The sequence below is a fragment of the Ruegeria sp. AM1 genome (assembly GCF_056540745.1).
Window position 1 is genome coordinate 1 of sequence record NZ_JBQFXH010000011.1, and the last position, 19760, is coordinate 19760.

Consider the following 19760-nt stretch of genomic DNA (forward strand, 5'->3'; position numbering starts at 1 on the left):
CTTGAGCTACGCAACGGCTCCGCTCAGCAGGCCTTGACCGCAACCTAAACACGAGAAAGAAACAGGAACGGATTCTACATCCAAACGGCCCGGATCAAGGGGCTGGGTCAAAGCACATGTCGAGCAGGAATTGCGTGGCAAGCTAGCGCAGATTGATCCCGACTATTTCAAACGGTAGCGCTCGGAAAAAATCGCGCGGACAGCCCTCATGGTCTGTCCGCGTTTGTTTCGCAGTTATGCTGGTGCAAAGCAGCCGTTCGATGCAATAGACTGAAAAGCACAAGGAGTGGGACTTTGCCGACATCTCAGCGGAAATCTCACGAGACTGTTTTGTACATTCACTATTGGAAGTTGGCACTGAACTCGCACCGACAGCTACGAAGCGCACTACCGATAGCGTTCAGTTCGATATGCTCCAAAAAGAAGTATTGAACTGATTTAAACTCAGGTCGAAAACCTGACTTCGACTTTGACGATAATCTACGGTAAACTCTTCAAACCAATCAGCATAGGCCTTGAAATCAAATTTTTCACGTATGATGGATTCTGCAGCTAAGGATGCTGTCTTTAGTGAGAAAGTCCAACCGGCTCCCGAGAGCGGGTCAAGAGCCATTGCTGACTGCCCGATCCGCGCCCAACCTATCCCGGCCACCGGGCGCCGGAGGTAGGAACTCGCGGGCATCACTGCGATTTCTGTTTCTTCGCCAGCACTGCTCAAAGCTAGACGCTGTTGTGTTGCGAAAGTCCTCTTAAGGCGATCGTAGAAGTATCGCTGTCTGTCCCACCTCTGTGGAGCCTCAAAAGCTTCGCAAAGGTATCCGAACACAGCTTTGCCATTCGGAAGCCCGGCTGAATACCACCATCCGTCTGGGTCGATCTCAACCAGAAGCCGAGGGTCCTGCGAGATCTTACCCTCTCGGTCCGAGACATAAGCCATTAGAGCAACCCGGTTATCTAACTCTTCTGTTTTTTCCGTGAACGCTGCATTGAAAGACGATCGACCGGAAGCAAATAACACCACGGGCGCGGTCGCAGTGAATGTACTTACTCCAATCTTTACGGAAATTCCGTGTCCGGAGCCGACTCGCTCCATCGACAGAATCTTCGCATCCTGCCAAATCCTTACGCCTCGCTGCACGAGACTATCCGCGAGCGAGCGGTCTAAGCCCGGACGCGTAACATTCCATCCAGCACCGTGCCGCCCGAAGATGAAGTCAGTCTCGTCTACGCGTTGCCCGTGCCAGATTGAGAGACTACCATGGGTTTCAATATAGAGGTCTTCGGGTATCTGCTCAGCTAACCCAAAGCTCTTTAGCAAAGATACAGCCAAAGGCGAGACCACTTCACCCGGCCGAAAATCATCGTACTCGCTACGCTCAACAACTGCGACCGCGCATCCCTTTTCCTGAAGTAACCAAGCGGCGGCTAGTCCAGCAAGTCCACCGCCAACAATTACGCAGTCAAAGTGCTCGCGAACTAAGCAATTGACCACCTCTCTCACCTAGGCAAGGTATTGTCGCGCTCGGTCTCAACATAGACTGTCTCGCCTGAGGTGCTCTGTGCTTCCCGCACGATACCAAGCCTATGGTAGTTCGCAAGCAACTGCTGATGCGACCCGTGCGTGCCTACATCGCCAAAGCTACTGGAAATCCATTCCACATAGGTGCCCGTGTTAGCCCCCGATAGGCTGCGATCCGGTCGTTGCGCAGGCCACCAAAGCCGAGTACCGCCAAACAATTCGGAATACCCTGCGCATTCCAAGAAATCGGCCTGCCATGGAATAGCCATACGCGCGGTCATGAAACCTGGGCCAGATATTGTGCGCGCCGGCCCTACGGGGTTGTTCCGGGTCAACGACAGTTTGCTTGGATCAAGCCGTGGTGAAAGGTGACCATCAATCAAATCGAACGCGTATATTTCATCCTGCGCCCATTCCCCGTACTCAATTCCGGGCAAGAAGCCTCCACCCACAGTTTGATCGAGCGCCGCGTGATCCAGTTCTGAAGCGGTGACAGGCAGAGTGGGATCGAATACAGGCGTCGCAGTGCCCAGATCCTCAGTGAAGCTACCAGCCTCCCAAGCATCTAGAATATCGACGAGGTGGCTAGGCACTTGGAGGTTTCTTAGTCGGGCGAAGGCGGCATTAAAATCGTCTCTTGCCTCGGTGCGGAAATTGGCATTCCCGTCGCTAGCATCAGACAGTTGGATCATACTTGTCGGCAGTCGCGCAAAGGCCCGTGTGTCGCGGCAGACATGCTTCAACAAAATCATGCGTTGGAGAATGGGTTGAATGTGGTGGGTGAAGGACACCGGGCTTGGTGCACTAACTACACCTGTCTGGATAGCCACCTGGCGTGCCACATCGAGAAGAGTAATCGCCGCGCGTGCCTCGGGAGCGTAGTCGGGCGGAGCAACTACAACCCAAGCCACGGGCGTGGTAAATTCCTCCCCTGTATCGCGGAGTTTGATATGTGCAGTGATCGAACCGTCTGAAGTGTCGTCGTACCAACCATCGTTATTGGCGAAGTCCATGTGGTGGTCCGGATCTCCCTCAATGCGTTCTGCTTGCGCCATCCCGCCGATTACAATCAACCTTCCCGCAGCGTCAGTCTTCAACTCACCGAGTGAGACCTCGCGTTGACCGAGGAACTCGCCCTTGGTCTTCTCGCTTGCGCTTTGCCGTGGTCCGGAGATTGCGTCGAAAGTTGAGATCAACTCTAGGTCAGATTGGGCCTTGGTCTGGTTGCGAAGCCCCGGCTTGAAAATGTTTGGGCCTGCCGATTTTTTGTTGGCAAGCACCACTGTCCAGGAGATTTCAGCCTCGGCATCGGTGATCTCACGCACTGAGGACAACGCCCCGGTTGCGTCGTCATGTTCAAAAATCCTAAAACGAGTAGCCTGTCGTTTCACTCGGCCCGCCGCCTTGTATGCCGCCAGCGGTTGCTCGCTGTCAGTCGCCAGATCAATATCAATCGCTGTTCCGCCAACGCGCTCGGGCGCTAAAAAAAAGTCGTTGCTATTACCAACTCGGGCGATTCCAATAGCGGGATGTATGCGATACACTTTCGTCATAAGTCTTCTCCTCCTCAAAAAGTCTTGAACTCAATACTTTGCTGCCCGCGAAAGCAACGCTCAGCCAAGTGCTGAGTGTTCGTTGATAAATTCCGTTCGATCCGCATCTATGCTCTTGAACACCACAAGCATTTCTTCTTCGCTTGAGTCGAGGTTACCCTTCGCTTCAATATCAGCGATTAGTGCATCTGCCCTGCTAACAAGCGTTTTCATACGCTCCAAATGCTCTTTGAACTCGTTCGGCATGGCCAAATTCGGGAGCGCAAATGGCGGTGAACCGACGGTGCCCGCGACATCAGAAGTGTCAATCTGACGCTTGAGCAAGCTACCGGTTAGGCGGGTAATGCCAAAACGCATCTCCGCGAGCGACCATGCTGCGGCTCGCTCCCGGATTGCTAAGCCATTTTCTTCAGTGCGCGCCGTTGACAGCCAAAGAGTAAAATCCATTAACATCAGTTCGTAGCGTAAATTGGATAGGTCCGAAAATGCACGCAGTGTAGATCCTTCTGGATAATCACTGGAAGTTGGGTTGACCAAAATTTTGTGGATCGTTGGCGGTGTGGAACCGTAGGTTTTATAGAGGTCAAGGAACTCGCCAAAATGCGATTCCCCGCCACTGATAGCGCCTTCTCCTTCCTCCATAACGTTGAAGATCGCTTGTAGGCAGGTCGCTCGTTCGGCTGGGGTCTCGATGGTCAATTGCACAGCACCGAGGTTAGGAAACTCCTCAATATTAGCTTGTTTGGCCGCAATGTCGGCTGGGTCCGCGAAGTCACCATCAGCAATATGGCCTGCGACACTGTGAGCGCGCAACTCCGCGGCTTCTTCTGGCGAGAAATGTAGTGGCCCCTCAGGATTGTCAGAGGACTGAAACAGCCAATAGATCTTGGCGTACAGAACGCCCACCCGGTTCACTTCGTCGCCGACTACACATTTGGCCAATTCCTGGATTGTCTTGACCAACGCTTTGTCTGCATCGGGCACGTCGTCGATGCTGGGCATCTCGGCCGCTACGGCCTTAGCAAGCATGTAGATGTCGAGCGGACGGAGAGAGAAGGGGAAGGGATCGATCTCCGGCTGAGGGCTCGCATCCTGACGAGCGAAATACGGCGGCGCGTCTAGCACCATCGCGAGGTTCTGTACACTCATCAGATGGCCCATCTCCTGAAGCGCAACCTTGCGAATGCCGGATTGGAAGCTCGAACCTTCTTTGATCGAGAGCCAAGCGTAGAGATATTCGACCATTAGTGCATGCTCGATCTCTGCGGCAACCCGAAGTAGCTCGATGGCTTCTTGTTTGGGTGAGATCGCGCCTTCGACGCGCGGTACACCATAGTTTTGCATGGACTTCAGAAGCCCGGAGCCCTCGCCATGCAAATCCATACTAGGTCGCACGGCGCTAAAGGGATTAATCGGGCCCGGAACGCCCGTGCTTGTTGACTGCGAGTTGGGTGTGAAGGCCTCGTGTGTCACACTGAGCCCTGATGGAAGCGCTTCGCGTTCCCAAATCACCTTTATTCTACGCCGCTCCTGCGCCATAATTGGCCCTATCTCATATGTTCACTTGGGTGGCACCGTCTTTATGTACGCTCCAAGTTTGCGGTCTTTTCTTGCCCCCATTTCGCTGAAGAATACGTAGCCTGAGAAAGTGCTTTCGCCAGATTACCGCTTCACTGCACGCTATCTGATGGTACCAGCGGAGACAGATTCAAGCCTCATCCTTCGAGTAAGTCAGCACCGATGTCAGCGACTTCGATAGTTTCTGGCTTCTCGGTAGAGACAACCAAAATAAAGCGCGACTGCTCGTCTGAAGTATTGCGTATCCAGTGAATAAAGCCCTGAGGAATAAAGGCGGCATCACCCTCTTCCAAAGTAAAGACTTCACGCTCGCCGCCGGGACCAACGATCCCGACCTCGCCCTGACCGCTAACGCAATAGTCCATCTGCATAGCATTTGGATGCAAATGGGCTCGCCGCAACTCGCCTGGCACCATATCAAGGTCCTGGATCGCCATTCCTCTTAAGGCGGGGAAATTCTCAACAGTAATGCGAAAAAAATCGTTTTCTTGCTTTGACGCTTGCGATCTCTGGAAGTGGAATTCTTTCATAACGCGAATCTCCAATGGTCAAATAAAAATAATAGTAGCACGATACTGTTGAATCGTGCATCTGAAACTTCTGGCCTCTATGATAGTTCAGCCTGCTGAGAATTGTTTGGTTGCTGCATCTGGTGGCTTGTGCTCTTTCCCGCTGTTCTCCTTGTTTTAAGTGTAAGCCTGATGTCGCGGTCTCTGCACTACTACCCCATCGACGGTCCATCCCGACCCCGTGTTTGCGTCGGACTAGCGCGCCGCTGGTGATCCATCGCCCAAACTGGTCGATCCTGAGTGTTGATAAAAAACCGCATGTCTTCGCGATGGCGGGTCATGGCGACATAGGCCAGATGTCGGTCCATTGAGCGGGAGGCTAAGACGAAAGACCTATCGACCGTTGCCCCCTGGGATTTGTGGATGGTGACGGCGTAGCCATGATCGAAACTTCGGAATTCCCTCGGATGGAAACGCACAAGCCGATCCTTGTTCCCATCAAGCGCAACAGCGATCTCGCCGTCGGAGGCCGTCACAACTGTGCCCAGCATACCGTTTTTGACGCCAATGTCCTTATCATTGCGGGTGAAGACAATGCGGTCTTCGGCGGAAAAGGCCCGTTTGCCGGTCTCTGTTGAGAACATCGTCTCAGATGGAGCGCTATTGTCCGACCGGAGCGCAGTTCGGATCGCCTGATTGAGTGCATGTACATCTTTGCGTTTGTGCGCAAAGGCAAGACGCGACTTGGATGCGCCATCGGCAGCAACGTCCATCGTGTAGCTCTCAACCAGCGCCTCAATCGCAGACCTGCGATCATCTACCTGTGTGACAGCATCGCGATTGCGGTAGTGATCAAAGGCTTTCGACAATTCACCCGCAGCCAGATCTCGCGAGGCCTGTTTCTGCCATTCGGCTTTTTGGCGATGAATCTCGGTCAGGCATGCCGCGCCGTGGGTGTTGACGACGTGTCGGAAGGGTGTGCCCGCTTCGATGGGTTGTAGCTGATCCGGATCACCCACCAGAACCAGCTTCGCACCGATCTCATCCATCTTGGTTGCAATGCGCGCCAACTGGCGGGTGCCGATCATACCGGCTTCGTCAACGACCAACACGTCACCTTTGGCGATTGGTTCGTATCCGTTTTTCCACGACAGTTCCAAAGAGGCGAGCGTCCGGCTGGCGATCTCAGACGCGCTCTGCAGTTCTTCTGCGGCTTTCCCGGCCAGTGCGGCCCCATGTACAGTGACACCTTGACGTGCCCAGGCATCACGGGCGGTTGCCAGCAAGGTGCTTTTACCAGCGCCTGCAAGACCGACAACCGACGACAGTTGTTTGTCGCCAAGAACACGGTTGAGAGCGATGCGTTGTTCTTCGCTCAACTCTCCACCGAATGCGCGTCGCATCTTGGCGTTCTGGGATTTGACCGCCTGTTGGATATGGGGCGCACCGACACCAAAGCCGGTTCGGGACGACATTGACCGGGCCGCACGATCCAGCGATTGCTCGGCGCGCTGATAGTCTTTGGTTGTGAAGACAGGGGCTGATCCATCATCCGGTAGACGCACCAACTGCGTTGCTTGCATCGCCCGATCCGCAGTCTTTTGCAGCACCATTGGATCGTCAATGCGTTTTGCAAGTGCCCGCAGCACGTCGACGCGTTTGAAGGCCGCGTTGGTCTGCGACACGTGATCAAGCACAAGCTCCGGTGATTTTATCAGTTGCGCCCTGGAGTGAGGCAGCCCGTCGTCGTTCAGCACAAGCGCCTGTTGCGGATCAGACTGGGTTTGTTTTTGGAACGCGGATGACAGTCCTTGTTTTTGGCCATCGTGGGTAAGGGCTTGCCGTTCAGTGAGATGCCTGGAAATGAGCGCCTGCTGCGCGTCCCGTTCGCGCTGCGCAGCTTCTTTGACCTCTTCCTTAAAACGCAGCTGCAGCGCCTGATACTGACCCGTGGCACGCGCCAGGAGGCCACGCAGGCCTTTTGGCAATTGCGCCTGACGCGCTTTGACGTCCGCGATCCGCTGTGCTTTCTGAGCTGCCATCAGGGCGGTGCGTTCCGCACGTTGAGCAGCAACCAGCTTCGCCCGCCGCGCTTCAAAGGCCGCGTTGCGCGGATCAACTGGCTGTTTTGGAAGGACTTGCAGTCGCTGGGTGACGTCCTCGACAGAAGGCAGGTCCATCTCAGAGCCAAGCCGTGCCCGCATCTCTTTAGGTTTGACCCCGCACCAGCGCGACAGCGACCAGATTTTGCCGTGGGCGTCAACGGCGACAAACCCGCGTCGATCTCCGCGTGCCAAAGCAAAACCCTGTCCATTCAGTGCAGCTTCAAAACCAGCCTTGGAATCAGAGGCCTCCCAACACGTGCGAAACATCGCTTTGAGTGCTTTGGGGTCGCGCTTCTGTCTCTTGGCCTGTCCGGCTTCCTGTCTTTTGTAGTTAAGGGGATCGCGCTTGGCCGCATCTTCGAACCCGCGCGGGACTTCCCAGTCATGCGACAGGTAGAGTTCATGAGACAGCGATGTCAGTTTGCGCTTATAGTGCGGCAGGTTGATCGCTTTAAGCTCCTGCCCATCAATCCGTGACCACACCACATGGGCATGCCGCCGCCCGTTCTTTTCATGAAACACAATAGCGCGCGGTTGACCGGAGAGCCCAAGCCGCTGTTCGGCCTGAGCAATGGCTGTCTCAAACTCTTCAACTGAAACCTCCGCACCAATTGGCGGGTTCAGCGACAATGAAAACAGGTACTTTTGACACTGCGTCGCGCCGGAGATCGCCTCAGCTTCGGCAAAGGCACCAAATAGGTCATCGGCAACAAACCCGTCGATGCGATGCACAGTGACATGATCATTGTCGCGCGGATTCAACAAATGCCGCGCCAGTTCTGCTCCATATCCGCGTTCATTGCCTTCGAGGATCATCGTGCTGACTTTTGCTTCTTGCCAAGGGCCTCCATCAGCAAGGTGCGAATGGCCATCAGATGAGCATTGGCCTCCGCGATCTGTGTTTTCTCAGCCTCACCAACGATCAGTGCGCCGATATTGGCGTGGTAGGCAAGCTGGTTAAGATTGCTCGCAATCCGCGACTGCCCCAGCAAGGCCAAGGCTTCCGCTGCGGCTTTCTTGTCCTCAATGATATCTTTAGGCCGTGTTTTGCGCAGCTTGGCGTCTTCGGCAAACACACAAGCGCGGACATAAGCGCTTAGCGTCATGCCTGCTGCCAGTTCTTCGAGACGAGTGCGTTCTTCTGGTGTAAGGCGCAGCGTCAGAGGCGACAGCGCCGTGCGTTTCTTTGGCGTGCCATCCGCCGCAGTCTTGAAAGCCGGTGTCACATTGCGATCTGGTCGAGGTGCTCCACTCATGGCGATGGCTCCTCGGGTGCTGACTGTATCAGCAGGCTATCGATATCTTCTTCTGCTTCACCGACAGCCACACGCGCAAACTCAGCCAACCTGTGGATAACTTCTGGCTCGGACTTGAGAACCTCCGTCCAGTTCTCTAATTCTTCAAGAACCCGTTCGCACTCGGAAGGTTCTAAGTTGTTCCTTTCCGGTGCACCACAATCCTTAACTGTGAGAGACGCCGTAGCGGGCCATGAACATATCGACCGCCTGCAAGGCGATCTGCTCTATTTCGTCCTGATCAAAGCTGGCCTGAATCCCCAAAATCGCGCGCCCCCACAGGCGGACCTTGCACAATTCCGAAAACTGCTCGGCCGCCATATGGATGTCTTCGACAACCAATTCGCCATTCGATACCGCTATGCTCAGGTATTCGGCCAACTCCTGCTGCCCGTTCTTGGGACCTGCCTCATAAAAAGCTTTGCCGAGCTCGGGAAAACGATCCCTCTCGGCGACGCAGATACGAAAGATCTGTTGCGAAAAGTCTGAAACAAGAAACGCCGTCAGCTGTGTGGCCGCAATCGTCAGGACCTCGCGCGCGGGCTTCGTTTCGTCGATCATCGAGATCACACGCTCGGCCAGCCGATTGCACTCTGTCTGGGCCACTTCCATAAAGAGCAGTCTTTTGTCCGGGAAATAACTATAGAGCGTCGCCTTGGACACGCCCGCAGCGCGCGCGATGTCGTCAACGCTCGCCCCTTCGAACCCATCCGCCATAAACACCTCTCGCGCGCCACGCAGAACCTGATCGAATTTGCGACCGGTGCGCAGGATGGTGGCGGCGTTGTTCATGTCTGCTCCTATCTTACGTATGCGCTAATCTTATAAACCGTTCGGTTCACATTCAACGACTTTCGGTTCGGCAAACCCGCCGCGTGCCCTGCCAGCGGCGCTTAATGCCTTGAAATCCTTGAAGCCTGGTGCGTTTCTCTGGGTCCCGACCAGTCCGCCATTGGTCGCTGGACGACGAGGTACTTGCGATGCGGTAAAACTATGTTACCAATCCTGTCATGGTCGAGATCTTTCTGCGGACGCTGCCTTTCTTTGCAATCATCGGCCTGGGGTACTGGGCCGGGCGCAGTCGCTTTTTCAGCGAAGACGCAACCGCTTATCTGACCAAGTTTGTTTTCTACTTCGCCCTGTCCGCCATGCTGTTTCGTTTCGCGGCGACCTTGCCATTTGCCGACATTTTCAATGGCAGGCTGGTGATCGGTTATCTGATAGGCACGCTGGGCGTCTACGCGCTGGCGACGCTTGTGGCGTATCTGCGCGGCCTCGACATCCCAACCGCAGCCATCGAGGCGCAATGCGCCGCGATCGGCAATGTGGGGTTCCTCGGCCTTCCCATGTTGGCGTTGCTGCTCGGCGAAGCGGCAATTGGTCCGGTAATGCTGGTGCTGGCGGTGGATCTGGTTGTTTTCTCTTCTTTGATCGTGATCCTGATCAATGGCGGGCGTGACGGACGGCTCTCGTTGGGCACGCTGCGGCTGATCGGGATTGGGCTGCTCAAAAACCCCATGATCGTCTCAATCTCTGCCGGCCTTCTGTGGTCAGCGTTGCAGGCACCGGTGCCCACGCCCCTGAACGACTTTCTGACAATCCTGGGCGGCGCTGCGACGCCGGGTGCTCTTTTTGCTATCGGCGCATCGCTGGCGACCAAATCGGCCGAACGCATTCAGGTGGCCGCCTGGCTTACGTTCTGCAAACTGGTCATTCATCCGGTCTGCGTGGCCATCGTTCTGATCTGGCTAATCCCGATTGACCCCTTTTCCACATCTGTTGCAATTGCCGCTGCCGCGCTTCCTGTGGCGGGCAATGTCTATATTCTTGCCGCCCACTATCGTATCGCGCCGCAACGGGCATCGGCGGCCATTCTGCTGTCGACAATTATCAGCACCGCGACTCTGCCCTTCGTGATTGCCTGGGTCAGCGCCTACTGACCCAAAACTGATCGAAAAATATCCGCGTCCCGGGCAGCTGCACTTTACGGCAGAGCCGCAGAACGTTAGCCATGGGCAAACCAAATCCAAGGATATGCCAGATGGAAACCCTCTCGGAAAATGCATGTTTTGGCGGTACGCAGGGCGTGTATCGCCACGCCTCAACATCGTGCAAATGCGACATGACGTTTGGGCTGTTCCTGCCCGCCGAGGCCAAAGATGGTCCGGTGCCGGTGTTGTGGTACCTCTCAGGCCTGACCTGCACGCACGAGAACGCAATGACCAAGGCCGGGGCGCAAAGCTGGGCTGCGGAACAGGGGATTGCGCTGGTGTTCCCCGACACCTCTCCGCGTGGGCCGGATGTGGCCGATCATGAAGACTATGATCTGGGGCAAGGCGCCGGTTTCTATGTGAATGCCACACAGAAGCCCTGGGCACCCCATTTCAACATGTGGGACTATGTCGCCGATGAGCTGCCCACGCTGTTGACCGAGCGCTTTGCCATTGATGGTGATCGCCAGGCAATCACAGGCCATTCCATGGGCGGTCACGGCGCGCTGACATTGGCGATGAACCTGCCCGGCCGCTATCGCTCGGTTTCTGCCTTCGCGCCGATCTGCAACCCAACCGGTGCAGACTGGGGACGCAAGCAGTTAAGTGCCTATCTGGGCGACGATGAGGCAAGCTGGGCCGCGCATGATGCCTCGCTTCTGATGAAGGAAAAGGGGTTTGACGGCCCGATTCTGATCGACACCGGCACCGATGATCAGTTCATCGACCTGTTGCGCCCCGAAGAACTGGCTCAGGCCATCGCCGAACGGTGCCAGCAGGCCATGTATCGGCTGCAACCGGGCTATGACCATTCCTATTTCTTTGTCTCGACATTCATGGAGGACCACATCTCCTTCCATGCCGAAGCTCTGTATGAGGCCTGATGTATGACGCATTACGATTATGATCTGATCATCATCGGTTCAGGCCCATCCGGCCGCGCCGCAGCGATTCAGGCAGGCAAGCTCAAACGTCGGGTTCTGGTTGTCGATCGCAAGGATCGGTTGGGGGGCGTGTCCGTCCATACTGGCACCATCCCCTCCAAAACGCTGCGCGAAACCGTTCTGAACCTGTCGGGCTGGCGCGAGCGCAGTTTCTATGGCCGCTCTTACCGCGTCAAAGACCAGATCCGTGCAGAAGACCTGAAGGCGCGGCTGCACATGACGCTGGATTATGAGGTCGATGTGCTGGAGCATCAGTTCAACCGCAATCACGTCGAAACGCTGGAGGGTCTGGCGAAATTCATTGGCCCTCACGAAGTCGAAGTGGCCACCGATGCGGGCGAGACGACACGCCTAACCGCCTCAAAATTCCTGATTGCAACCGGCACCAAAACCTATCGGCCGGACTATGTTCCGTTCAATGGCAAGACAGTTGTGGACGGTGACGATTTCCTTGAGATGGCCGAGATTCCGCGCTCGCTCTGCGTGATCGGCGCTGGGGTGATTGGCGTTGAATACGCCACCATGTTCTCGGCCCTGGATGTGCGGGTGACACTGATCGAACCGCGTGACACGTTTCTGGATTTCATCGACAGCACGATCATCCACGATTTCACGCATCAGATTCGCGAGAACGGCGTGGATCTGCGGTTGGGCTCGGCTGTGGAAAAGATCGAAGACGCTGGCGGTCATGTCGAAGTCACGCTGGACAATGGCCGCCATGTTCGCGCCGAGATGCTGCTATTTGCCGCCGGACGAATGGGGGCGACCTCGACCCTGAATCTGGACTCGGTTGGCATTGAGACCGACCATCGCAACCGCATCACTGTGGATCGGAAGACCTATCAGACCTCTGCGCCGCATATCTATGCGACCGGTGATGTGATCGGGCACCCGTCTCTCGCCTCGACCTCGATGCAGCAGGGTCGGGTTGCGGCCTGTCATGCGCTTGAAACGCCGACGCTGCCGGAAAGCCCCTGGTATCCGTACGGCATTTATTCCGTCCCCGAAATCTCGACCTGCGGCATGTCTGAGGAAGAACTGCAAGAGCGCGGCATCCCCTATGAGGTTGGCGTGGCCCGGTTCCGCGAAACATCACGCGGGCACATCATGGGGCTGGAACACGGCATGTTGAAGATGCTGCTGTCGCTGAAAACCCGGCGGGTGCTGGGTGTGCAGATTGTCGGCGAAGGTGCGACTGAGCTGATCCATATCGCTCAGGCGGTGTTGAACCTGAAAGGCACGGTGGACTACTTCGTGCAAAACACGTTCAACTATCCAACGCTGGCCGAAGCCTACAAGATCGCGGGTCTGGACGCGTTCAACCGGATGCCGATCCCTGAGGAATTCAAAGTCCGAAAAAAATCCTCGGACACGGCGCCCGTCAAGAAAGAGGCCAAAAAGGCGTGACAACAGTTTATGTCGATGGCGACGCCTGCCCGGTCAAAGCCGAGGCCGAACGGGTGGCCACCCGGCACAAGGTGCCGCTGGTTCTGGTCTCAAACGGCGGGTTGCGGCCATCCCGCAACCCATTGGTGCAGATTGTCATCGTCGATGCCGGGGCCGACGAAGCGGATAAATGGATTGCCGAACGCTGTGATCCCGGGGACGTGGTGATCACATCCGATATCCCGCTGGCAGCAAAATGCGTCGACGCAGGCGCGCGTGTTTTGCGCCCAAACGGTGAAAGCTTTACTGCGGCCAATATCGGGCAACAGCTTGCCATGCGCGATCTGATGGCAGATTTGCGCGCGGCCAATCCGCTGGGCACAGGCGGGGGTGGCAAGCCGTTTGGCAAGGCGGATCGTTCACGGTTTCTGGACGCGTTGGAGCGCGAGGTTCGGGCCGCATTGCGAAGCTGACCCTCCCGCCGGTGGGATGATGCATCAAAGATGCCCCCTCCACCGTTGGGCCCGGCAGCGCGCGGGCAAAGCCCCCGCGCTGCAGTTGCGCCTTGAAACTCTGCCCCGGTGCTGTTTCATAGCCGACGCAAGAGCTGATCAACCTGACAGGACACGAAAATGCCCGTTGAAGCCGTGATATTCGACATCGGAAACGTTCTGATCGAGTGGCAGCCCGAGCGGTATTATGACCGTGTGATCGGAGAAGACCGCCGCAAAGACATGTTCGGGACCGTGGATCTGCATGGGATGAACGATCTGGTCGATCAGGGGCACCACTTCACCGACACCATTTATCAATGGGCGGAAAAATATCCCGCGTGGCGCGATGAGATCCGCATGTGGCATGACAACTGGATCGAGCTGGCCTCCCCCGAAATTCCGCACTCTATCCGCTTGCAGCGAGCCCTGCGGGCGAAGGGTGTGCCCGTGTTTGCGTTGACCAATTTCGGGGTTCAGAATTTTGACTATGCCACCACAATCTATCCGTTTCTGAACGAGTTTGACCGGCAATACGTCTCTGGACGGATGAAGACGGTGAAGCCACACAACACGATTTACGAAATGGTTGAGGCAGATTGCGGGCACGCGCCAGAGACGCTGCTGTTTGCGGATGACCGGATCGACAATATCGAAACTGCACGCCGCCGGGGCTGGCAGACGCATCATTTCAAAGACCCGCAAGGATGGGCAGATCGTCTGGTGGCCGAGGGGTTGTTGCAGGCCGGCGAAGCCGTTTGACTCAGGCGGGTGCCGCAACCCCGGGGCGGTTCTCGCGCACGGGCAGATGGACGATCGCACTGAACGCGCCGATGGCAACGCCGATCCACCAGACCAGCACATAGTCACCATATTGGTCGTACATGCGCCCCCCGAGCCAGACGCCGAGGAAACTGCCCAACTGATGGCTGAAAAAGATGATGCCGTAGAGCGTTCCCATGTATCGCACACCGTAAAGATGGGCCACCAGACCGGATGTTAAAGGCACCGTCGCCAGCCAAAGCGAGCCCATGACGAGCGAAAAGATGATCACCGACATCGGGGTGATCGGAACGATGATAAACGCAGCGGCCGTAAGCGCACGTGCCGCATAGATCGACGCCAGCAGGTACTTTTTAGGAAAGTGGTTTCCGGCCCAGCCCGCCAGCAGCGTACCAGCAATATTTGCAAGCCCGATGAGCGAAATAGCAAGCGCGCCAAGCGCTGATGTCGAGATGATGCCGATCGAATGCAGCACACCGCCCGGCTGCACGGGGCCACACATTTCGGTCACGAAGGCCGGGAAATGAGCGGTGACAAAGCCCAGCTGATAGCCGCAACTGAAAAAGCCCAGAAAGATCAGGGTGTACGACGGATCGCGCAGCGCCTTACCCAAAATCTGGCCCATGCTTTCTTCGATATCCTGTTTGCTTGCAGTCTGCTGCGGTGCCCGCATGAACGGCAGCACAAGGATCAGTGCAAGAATGGCGGCGGCAAACACCACAAAGACCTGTTGCCACGGAATAAAGCCAAGCAACCATTCGGCTGTTGGCGCGCCGATCACCTGGCCGAAACTGCCTGCTGCGGTGACAATGCCCAGCGACATTGACCGGTTCTTGTCCGAGGCAGCGCGGCCAACAACCGCTAGAACAACGCCAAATCCCGTGCCAGCAATGCCAAAACCCACCAGCCAAGCATATAGCTGATGACCAAACGGGGTGACCGACCATGCGGACAGCACCATGCCAGCCGCATAGGTCAGCGCCCCAAGTATGATAGCGCGCCGGTCTCCGACCTTCTCTGCAACCGCGGCAAAGATTGGCTGACCGATACCCCAGGCCAGATTCTGGATTGCAATCGCCAGCGAGAAATCGGTGCGCAGCCAGCCAAACTCAGTTGCGATTGGAATCTGGAAGACACCAAACGAGGCGCGCACGGCAAAGCTGACCGTGATGATGATACATGCGACAATCAGAATAGGGTTCATCAGGCGAGTTGATTGCGGCATGGGGTCTCCGACCAAACGATCTGGATTGAACCTCAACAAGGTCGGGCGCGTCAAATCAGTTATTTTGTATCGTCGAGTCACCAAAATTGATGCGCGGTGAATTTGTCTGCTTTTCAAGGCCCAAAGCGACCGCTATGGCTCTGATATGACGGATTTGATTTCGCTTTATGAAACCCGGATTGCAGACGGCATCCTGACCCGGGACGACGCGCAAGAGGCGGTTTTGCCCGAGTTTGAGCGTATCCGCGCCGCTCTAACCGCTCCGGCAAAACGCGGGTTGTTTCGCAAGGCCCCGCCACCGCCCAAAGGTCTGTATCTGTGGGGCGGTGTCGGGCGCGGAAAGTCCATGCTGATGGATATGTTCGTCGAGACCCTGCAGGATGTTCCGGCGCGACGGGTTCATTTTCACGCCTTCATGCAAGAGGTGCATGCAGGCATGCACAAGGCGCGCGAGGACGGTGTGCAGGACGCATTGGCCCCCGTTGCCGCGACGGTAATCAAATCTGTCCGCCTGCTGGCGTTTGATGAGATGCAGATCACCGACATCACCGATGCGATGATCGTCGGACGGCTGTTTGATCTACTGCATGAGGGAAATGTAGTAATTGTAACAACTTCAAACCGGCATCCTGATGATTTGTACAAAGATGGTTTGAACCGACAACTGTTCCTGCCGTTCATCCATCACATCAAGGAACGGCTGAAGGTGTGGGAGCTGACCTCACCCACCGACTATCGACAAAACCGGCTGGAAGGATCGCCTGTTTATTTCTCGCCCATCGGCCCCGAGGCGCGAGCGAGCATCCGGGCGGTGTGGAACGACCTTTCCGGGGGGCCTGCTGATCCGCTCAATCTGCAGTTCAAAGGGCGCGAAGTGGTGTTGCCCGCGTTTCGCAATGGCGTTGCACGCGCATCGTTCTATGATCTCTGCGGGCGGATGCTGGGACCGGGCGATTATCTGGCGATTGCAGATGCGGTGAAGGTTCTGGTGCTGGAAGACATACCCCAACTGTCCCGCAACAATTTCAACGAGGCCAAACGCTTCGTGACTCTGATAGACGCGTTGTATGAAGCCAGGGTCCGTCTGATTTGTTCGGCGGCGGCAGAACCCGAAATGCTTTATGTCGAGGGCGAAGGCACGTTCGAATTCGAACGCACTGCATCGCGATTGCGTGAGATGCAGGACAAGGATTGGGGGCAGGAATGATACTGCGCGACCAGCCCAACCAGTGGGAGATCTTTCTGATCGTCAAAGGATCGATTGTCCCACGAATTCTTCCCAACATTGTCGGCGCGGCACTTTGGGCGCTGATTGTTCTGCTATTGGATCAGTTTGTCGGCTGGATCCCTCGCGTATCAATCGGAGTGATGGGAGTCTTTGGCCTGTCGCTGTCTTTGTTCTTAGGCTTTCGCAACAACGCGGCTTATGACCGCTGGTGGGAGGCGCGGAAAATCTGGGGCAAGATGGTTGCCGATGTACGCAGCTTTGCGCAAGAGTTGCGGATATTCTCGAACAGTCGCGAAGACGATGCATTCATCCTGACGCATCTGCTGGCGTTTCACCATTTGCACCGGGGCCAGCTGCGCGGCGACGATGTCAGAGACGATGTCACCCGCTGGGTTGGAGAGGATGAAGCCGAGCCACTTATTGAGGATATCAACGCCCCGAACGCCGCGCTGCGCGCCATTTCGGTACGTCTGCGCGACATGGCAGAGGCTGGCAAGCTTGATGGGTTCGGGCAAAAAGCGCTGGCCGAAAGGCTGGCTTGTTTTCCCGCCGCGCAGGCCGGAAATGAAAGGCTGCTGACCACGCCGCTGCCGTTCGTGTATTCCTTGCTGGTTTGGCGCACGACCTATCTGTATTGTCTGCTGCTGCCCTTCGCCCTGTTGGACAGTGCCGGGTGGTTTGAACCTTTGGTTGCAGCAGTTGTGGCCTATGTTTTCTTTGGGCTTGCGCAGGTCACACACGAGTTGGAACACCCGTTCCGGGACAAGGCTGCAGGCATCCCCCTGTCGGCGCTGTGTCGGGTCATGGAGATTTCCGTTTGCAACGCGCTGAACCGCCCTGCCCCGTCACCGCTAACACCCACCAACTACGTGCTGGAATAGGTGCCGCAGCCTAGCCGTTTTCACGCAGAATATGACCGGCCAGATAGAGCGATCCGCAAATCAAAACCCGCGCTTGCGGGTCGTTTGCGATGATAGCTGCCAAAGCCTTGGCCACGCTGTCTGCGGTGGAAGCAGGCAGGTTCACTTTGGCGGCGGCAGACGCTGTTTCTGCGGCGGGAAGCGTATTGGCCTCACCCGGAATCGACACGGCTGTCAGGCTGCTGGCCTGCGTGGCCAGCGGGGCCAGATAGCCGGTCACATCCTTGGTGTTCAGCATACCGCAAATCATATGGGTCGGGCGTTCGGGAAGTTTGGCCAGAACATCCGCCAGCGCGATCCCGGCGGCGGCGTTGTGACCACCATCCAGCCAAAGCTCGGCCTGCGGTGCGGATTGCACCAGCGGGCCGGTTTTCAGGCGCTGCATCCGCGCGGGCCATTCTGCCTGCGTAACTGCAGCCTCATAAGCCTGATCCCCCATATCCAAATGGCGCAGAACCGCCAGCGCTGCGCCTGCGTTCTGGATCTGATGCGCGCCCAAAAGGTTGGGCAAGGGCAGATCACGTAGGCCGGTTTCATCCTGATAAACGAGACGCCCGTTTTCTTCATGCACGTGCCAGTGTTGGCCATGCACCAACAACGGCGCGCCAAGACGGGCGGCAGTGTATTCGATAACCTCCAGCGCCTCGTCTTGCTGCGGGCCAACGATACAGGGCACACCAGGTTTGATGATCCCCGCCTTTTCCGCCGCTATCTTGCCCAGCGTATCGCCCAGAAACTGCTCGTGATCGATCGACACCGGGGTGATCACGGTCACGGCAGGCTGTTCGATGACGTTGGTGGCGTCCAGACGCCCGCCCAGACCAACCTCGAGCAGGGTATAGTCGGCCTGCGCGCGCGCAAACGCCAGCAGCGCCGCGCAGGTGGTGATTTCGAAATAGGTGATGTTTTCACCGCCATTGGCCGCGTAGCATTCATCCAGCACCGCCGTCAGATCCGGTTCCGAGATCAGCTCGCCCGCCAGACGGATACGCTCGTGAAAGCGGGCCAGATGGGGCGAGGTATAGGCGTGCACCTTGTGCCCTGCTCCCTCAATCCCCGCGCGGATCATCGCCTGGGTTGACCCCTTGCCGTTTGTTCCGGCGATATGGATCACCGGCGGCAGTTTGAGTTGCGGATTGCCCAATGCGGCAAGCAGCCGCCAGACCCGGTCCAGCGTCAGGTCTATAATCTTGGGATGCAGCGCCATCATCCGGTCAAGGATGACGTCAGAGTTTTGTGCACTCATTCCTCGGCCTTAGCCTCGGGCTCGGCATCTTCTGCGACCTCTTCTGGCTCGGGCGCGGGCAGATCACCTTTAATCGCCGGGGGCTGGTTCATCAGCATACGGGTGATGGTGATCAGTTCTTCGCGCATCTCGGTTCGTTTGGTGACGCGGTCGAGCATACCGTGATCCAGCAGATATTCGGCGCGCTGGAACCCTTCGGGCAGTTTTTCGCGGATGGTCTGTTCGATCACACGCGGGCCGGCAAAGCAGATCAGCGCGTTAGGTTCGGAGATATGCACATCGCCTAGCATCGCATAAGACGCGGTCACGCCACCCGTTGTCGGGTGGGTCAGTACAACGATGTAAGGCAGGTTCGCCTCTTTCAGCATCTCAATCGCAACCGTCGTGCGTGGCATTTGCATGAGGCTGAGGATGCCTTCCTGCATCCGCGCGCCACCAGCGGCGGAAAACAGGATCAGCGGGCGACCGAGTTTCACCGCCTCTTGCGCGGCGGCGATGATGGCGTTGCCGACATACATGCCCATCGACCCGCCCATGAACGAGAAATCCTGCGCCGCTGCCACGATGGGTGTGCGCCCGATTTCACCGGAGGCGACCAGCATCGCCTCTTTCTCACCGGTCTTCTTTTGCGCGGCCTTCATGCGGTCGGGGTATTTCTTTTGATCGCGGAATTGCAGCGGGTCGTCTTTGGGGGCCGGAACGTCGACTTCGGTGAAGATGCCGCCATCGAACAGGTGCCCAAAACGTTCACGCGGCGTGATGGCCATGTGATTGTCACATTGGGTACAGACGTTCTGGTTTTCCGCCAATTCGCGGTGAAACAGCATCGTTCCGCATTCATCACACTTATGCCAAAGGTTTTCGGGCACCTCGCGACGCGAGAAGATCGAGTTGATCCGGGGACGGACGTAGTTTGTGATCCAGTTCATGTCGGAACCTTGCTAATACGGCGTTGACGTCAAATAAGACGCAATGACAGGAATTGCA

Annotated in this window: 17 protein-coding genes; 7 read left to right on the forward strand and 10 right to left on the reverse strand. The window is 56.8% G+C overall.

Annotation, left to right across the window (positions count from 1 at the left end):
• Positions 1-400: 400 nt before the first annotated feature.
• The 7 genes from ACR0I7_RS16870 to ACR0I7_RS16900 all read right to left on the reverse strand — a co-directional run bounded on the left by ACR0I7_RS16870 (position 401) and on the right by ACR0I7_RS16900 (position 9351).
• On the reverse strand, positions 401-1501 hold the full coding sequence (locus ACR0I7_RS16870; RefSeq protein WP_480513075.1) for an NAD(P)/FAD-dependent oxidoreductase: 1101 nt from the start codon (positions 1499-1501) through the stop codon (positions 401-403).
• Positions 1498-3072: a LodA/GoxA family CTQ-dependent oxidase gene (locus tag ACR0I7_RS16875; RefSeq protein WP_480513077.1), complete on the reverse strand. Its 1575-nt coding sequence runs from the start codon at positions 3070-3072 to the stop codon at positions 1498-1500. Before ACR0I7_RS16875 ends, ACR0I7_RS16870 begins: the two co-directional genes overlap by 4 nt.
• 60 nt (positions 3073-3132) lie before the next feature.
• A complete protein-coding gene (locus ACR0I7_RS16880) occupies positions 3133-4416 on the reverse strand; it encodes a ferritin-like domain-containing protein (protein ID WP_480513079.1) in 1284 nt (427 codons plus the stop codon).
• 371 nt (positions 4417-4787) lie between these two features.
• Positions 4788-5180, reverse strand: a complete 393-nt coding sequence (locus ACR0I7_RS16885) for a cupin domain-containing protein (protein ID WP_480513080.1) — start codon at positions 5178-5180, stop codon at positions 4788-4790.
• Positions 5181-5371: 191 nt separating this feature from the next.
• A complete protein-coding gene (locus ACR0I7_RS16890) occupies positions 5372-8080 on the reverse strand; it encodes an AAA family ATPase (RefSeq protein WP_480513082.1) in 2709 nt (902 codons plus the stop codon).
• Positions 8077-8520, reverse strand: a complete 444-nt coding sequence (locus tag ACR0I7_RS16895) for a plasmid mobilization protein (RefSeq protein ID WP_480513084.1) — start codon at positions 8518-8520, stop codon at positions 8077-8079. Before ACR0I7_RS16895 ends, ACR0I7_RS16890 begins: the two co-directional genes overlap by 4 nt.
• A 204-nt stretch (positions 8521-8724) precedes the next feature.
• The gene (locus ACR0I7_RS16900; protein WP_480513086.1) at positions 8725-9351 is read right to left on the reverse strand and encodes a TetR/AcrR family transcriptional regulator; all 627 of its coding nucleotides are present in this window, start codon (positions 9349-9351) and stop codon (positions 8725-8727) included.
• A gap of 218 nt (positions 9352-9569) precedes the next feature.
• Between ACR0I7_RS16900 and ACR0I7_RS16905 the strand changes: the two genes are divergently transcribed.
• The 5 genes from ACR0I7_RS16905 to ACR0I7_RS16925 all read left to right on the forward strand — a co-directional run bounded on the left by ACR0I7_RS16905 (position 9570) and on the right by ACR0I7_RS16925 (position 14133).
• Entirely contained in the window at positions 9570-10499 is a 930-nt protein-coding gene (locus ACR0I7_RS16905) for an AEC family transporter (protein ID WP_480513087.1), read from the forward strand.
• Positions 10500-10600: 101 nt separating this feature from the next.
• A complete protein-coding gene (gene fghA / locus ACR0I7_RS16910; RefSeq protein WP_480513089.1) occupies positions 10601-11434 on the forward strand; it encodes an S-formylglutathione hydrolase in 834 nt (277 codons plus the stop codon).
• A 3-nt stretch (positions 11435-11437) separates the two neighbouring features.
• Positions 11438-12901, forward strand: a complete 1464-nt coding sequence (sthA, locus tag ACR0I7_RS16915) for a Si-specific NAD(P)(+) transhydrogenase (protein ID WP_480513090.1) — start codon at positions 11438-11440, stop codon at positions 12899-12901.
• Positions 12898-13353, forward strand: coding sequence for a YaiI/YqxD family protein (locus ACR0I7_RS16920; protein WP_480513092.1), 456 nt, complete (start codon positions 12898-12900; stop codon positions 13351-13353). The genes sthA and ACR0I7_RS16920 overlap by 4 nt, the downstream gene beginning before the upstream one ends.
• A 159-nt stretch (positions 13354-13512) precedes the next feature.
• Positions 13513-14133, forward strand: coding sequence for an HAD family hydrolase (locus ACR0I7_RS16925; RefSeq protein ID WP_480513094.1), 621 nt, complete (start codon positions 13513-13515; stop codon positions 14131-14133).
• A 1-nt stretch (position 14134) separates the two neighbouring features.
• Here ACR0I7_RS16925 and ACR0I7_RS16930 read toward each other — a convergent pair whose 3' ends face one another.
• Positions 14135-15379, reverse strand: coding sequence for an MFS transporter (locus tag ACR0I7_RS16930; RefSeq protein ID WP_480513096.1), 1245 nt, complete (start codon positions 15377-15379; stop codon positions 14135-14137).
• A gap of 145 nt (positions 15380-15524) precedes the next feature.
• Between ACR0I7_RS16930 and zapE the strand changes: the two genes are divergently transcribed.
• The gene (gene zapE / locus ACR0I7_RS16935) at positions 15525-16586 is read left to right on the forward strand and encodes a cell division protein ZapE (RefSeq protein ID WP_480513098.1); all 1062 of its coding nucleotides are present in this window, start codon (positions 15525-15527) and stop codon (positions 16584-16586) included.
• Positions 16583-17488, forward strand: a complete 906-nt coding sequence (locus ACR0I7_RS16940; RefSeq protein WP_480513100.1) for a bestrophin family protein — start codon at positions 16583-16585, stop codon at positions 17486-17488. Before zapE ends, ACR0I7_RS16940 begins: the two co-directional genes overlap by 4 nt.
• A 10-nt stretch (positions 17489-17498) precedes the next feature.
• Here the strand turns inward: ACR0I7_RS16940 and ACR0I7_RS16945 are convergent, their stop codons facing one another.
• Together ACR0I7_RS16945 and accD are read right to left on the reverse strand one after the other, a co-directional pair.
• Positions 17499-18773 (reverse strand): bifunctional folylpolyglutamate synthase/dihydrofolate synthase, encoded by a 1275-nt coding sequence (locus ACR0I7_RS16945; protein ID WP_480513102.1) that lies wholly within the window; start codon positions 18771-18773, stop codon positions 17499-17501.
• On the reverse strand, positions 18770-19702 hold the full coding sequence (gene accD, locus ACR0I7_RS16950; protein WP_480513104.1) for an acetyl-CoA carboxylase, carboxyltransferase subunit beta: 933 nt from the start codon (positions 19700-19702) through the stop codon (positions 18770-18772). Before accD ends, ACR0I7_RS16945 begins: the two co-directional genes overlap by 4 nt.
• Between the last annotated feature and the right edge of the window lie 58 nt (positions 19703-19760).

What these genes read in the sequence shown, in the direction of transcription:
- ACR0I7_RS16875 (WP_480513077.1), bottom strand. Translation starts at nt 3,072, where the DNA reads ATGACGAAAGTGTATCGCATACATCCCGCTATTGGAATCGCCCGAGTT.
- ACR0I7_RS16880 (WP_480513079.1), bottom strand. Translation starts at nt 4,416, where the DNA reads ATGCAAAACTATGGTGTACCGCGCGTCGAAGGCGCGATCTCACCCAAA.
- ACR0I7_RS16885 (WP_480513080.1), bottom strand. Translation starts at nt 5,180, where the DNA reads ATGAAAGAATTCCACTTCCAGAGATCGCAAGCGTCAAAGCAAGAAAAC.
- ACR0I7_RS16890 (WP_480513082.1), bottom strand. Translation starts at nt 8,080, where the DNA reads ATGATCCTCGAAGGCAATGAACGCGGATATGGAGCAGAACTGGCGCGG.
- ACR0I7_RS16895 (WP_480513084.1), bottom strand. Translation starts at nt 8,520, where the DNA reads ATGAGTGGAGCACCTCGACCAGATCGCAATGTGACACCGGCTTTCAAG.
- ACR0I7_RS16900 (WP_480513086.1), bottom strand. Translation starts at nt 9,351, where the DNA reads ATGAACAACGCCGCCACCATCCTGCGCACCGGTCGCAAATTCGATCAG.
- ACR0I7_RS16905 (WP_480513087.1), top strand. Translation starts at nt 9,570, where the DNA reads ATGGTCGAGATCTTTCTGCGGACGCTGCCTTTCTTTGCAATCATCGGC.
- fghA (WP_480513089.1), top strand. Translation starts at nt 10,601, where the DNA reads ATGGAAACCCTCTCGGAAAATGCATGTTTTGGCGGTACGCAGGGCGTG.
- sthA (WP_480513090.1), top strand. Translation starts at nt 11,438, where the DNA reads ATGACGCATTACGATTATGATCTGATCATCATCGGTTCAGGCCCATCC.
- ACR0I7_RS16925 (WP_480513094.1), top strand. Translation starts at nt 13,513, where the DNA reads ATGCCCGTTGAAGCCGTGATATTCGACATCGGAAACGTTCTGATCGAG.
- ACR0I7_RS16930 (WP_480513096.1), bottom strand. Translation starts at nt 15,379, where the DNA reads ATGCCGCAATCAACTCGCCTGATGAACCCTATTCTGATTGTCGCATGT.
- zapE (WP_480513098.1), top strand. Translation starts at nt 15,525, where the DNA reads ATGACGGATTTGATTTCGCTTTATGAAACCCGGATTGCAGACGGCATC.
- ACR0I7_RS16940 (WP_480513100.1), top strand. Translation starts at nt 16,583, where the DNA reads ATGATACTGCGCGACCAGCCCAACCAGTGGGAGATCTTTCTGATCGTC.
- ACR0I7_RS16945 (WP_480513102.1), bottom strand. Translation starts at nt 18,773, where the DNA reads ATGAGTGCACAAAACTCTGACGTCATCCTTGACCGGATGATGGCGCTG.
- accD (WP_480513104.1), bottom strand. Translation starts at nt 19,702, where the DNA reads ATGAACTGGATCACAAACTACGTCCGTCCCCGGATCAACTCGATCTTC.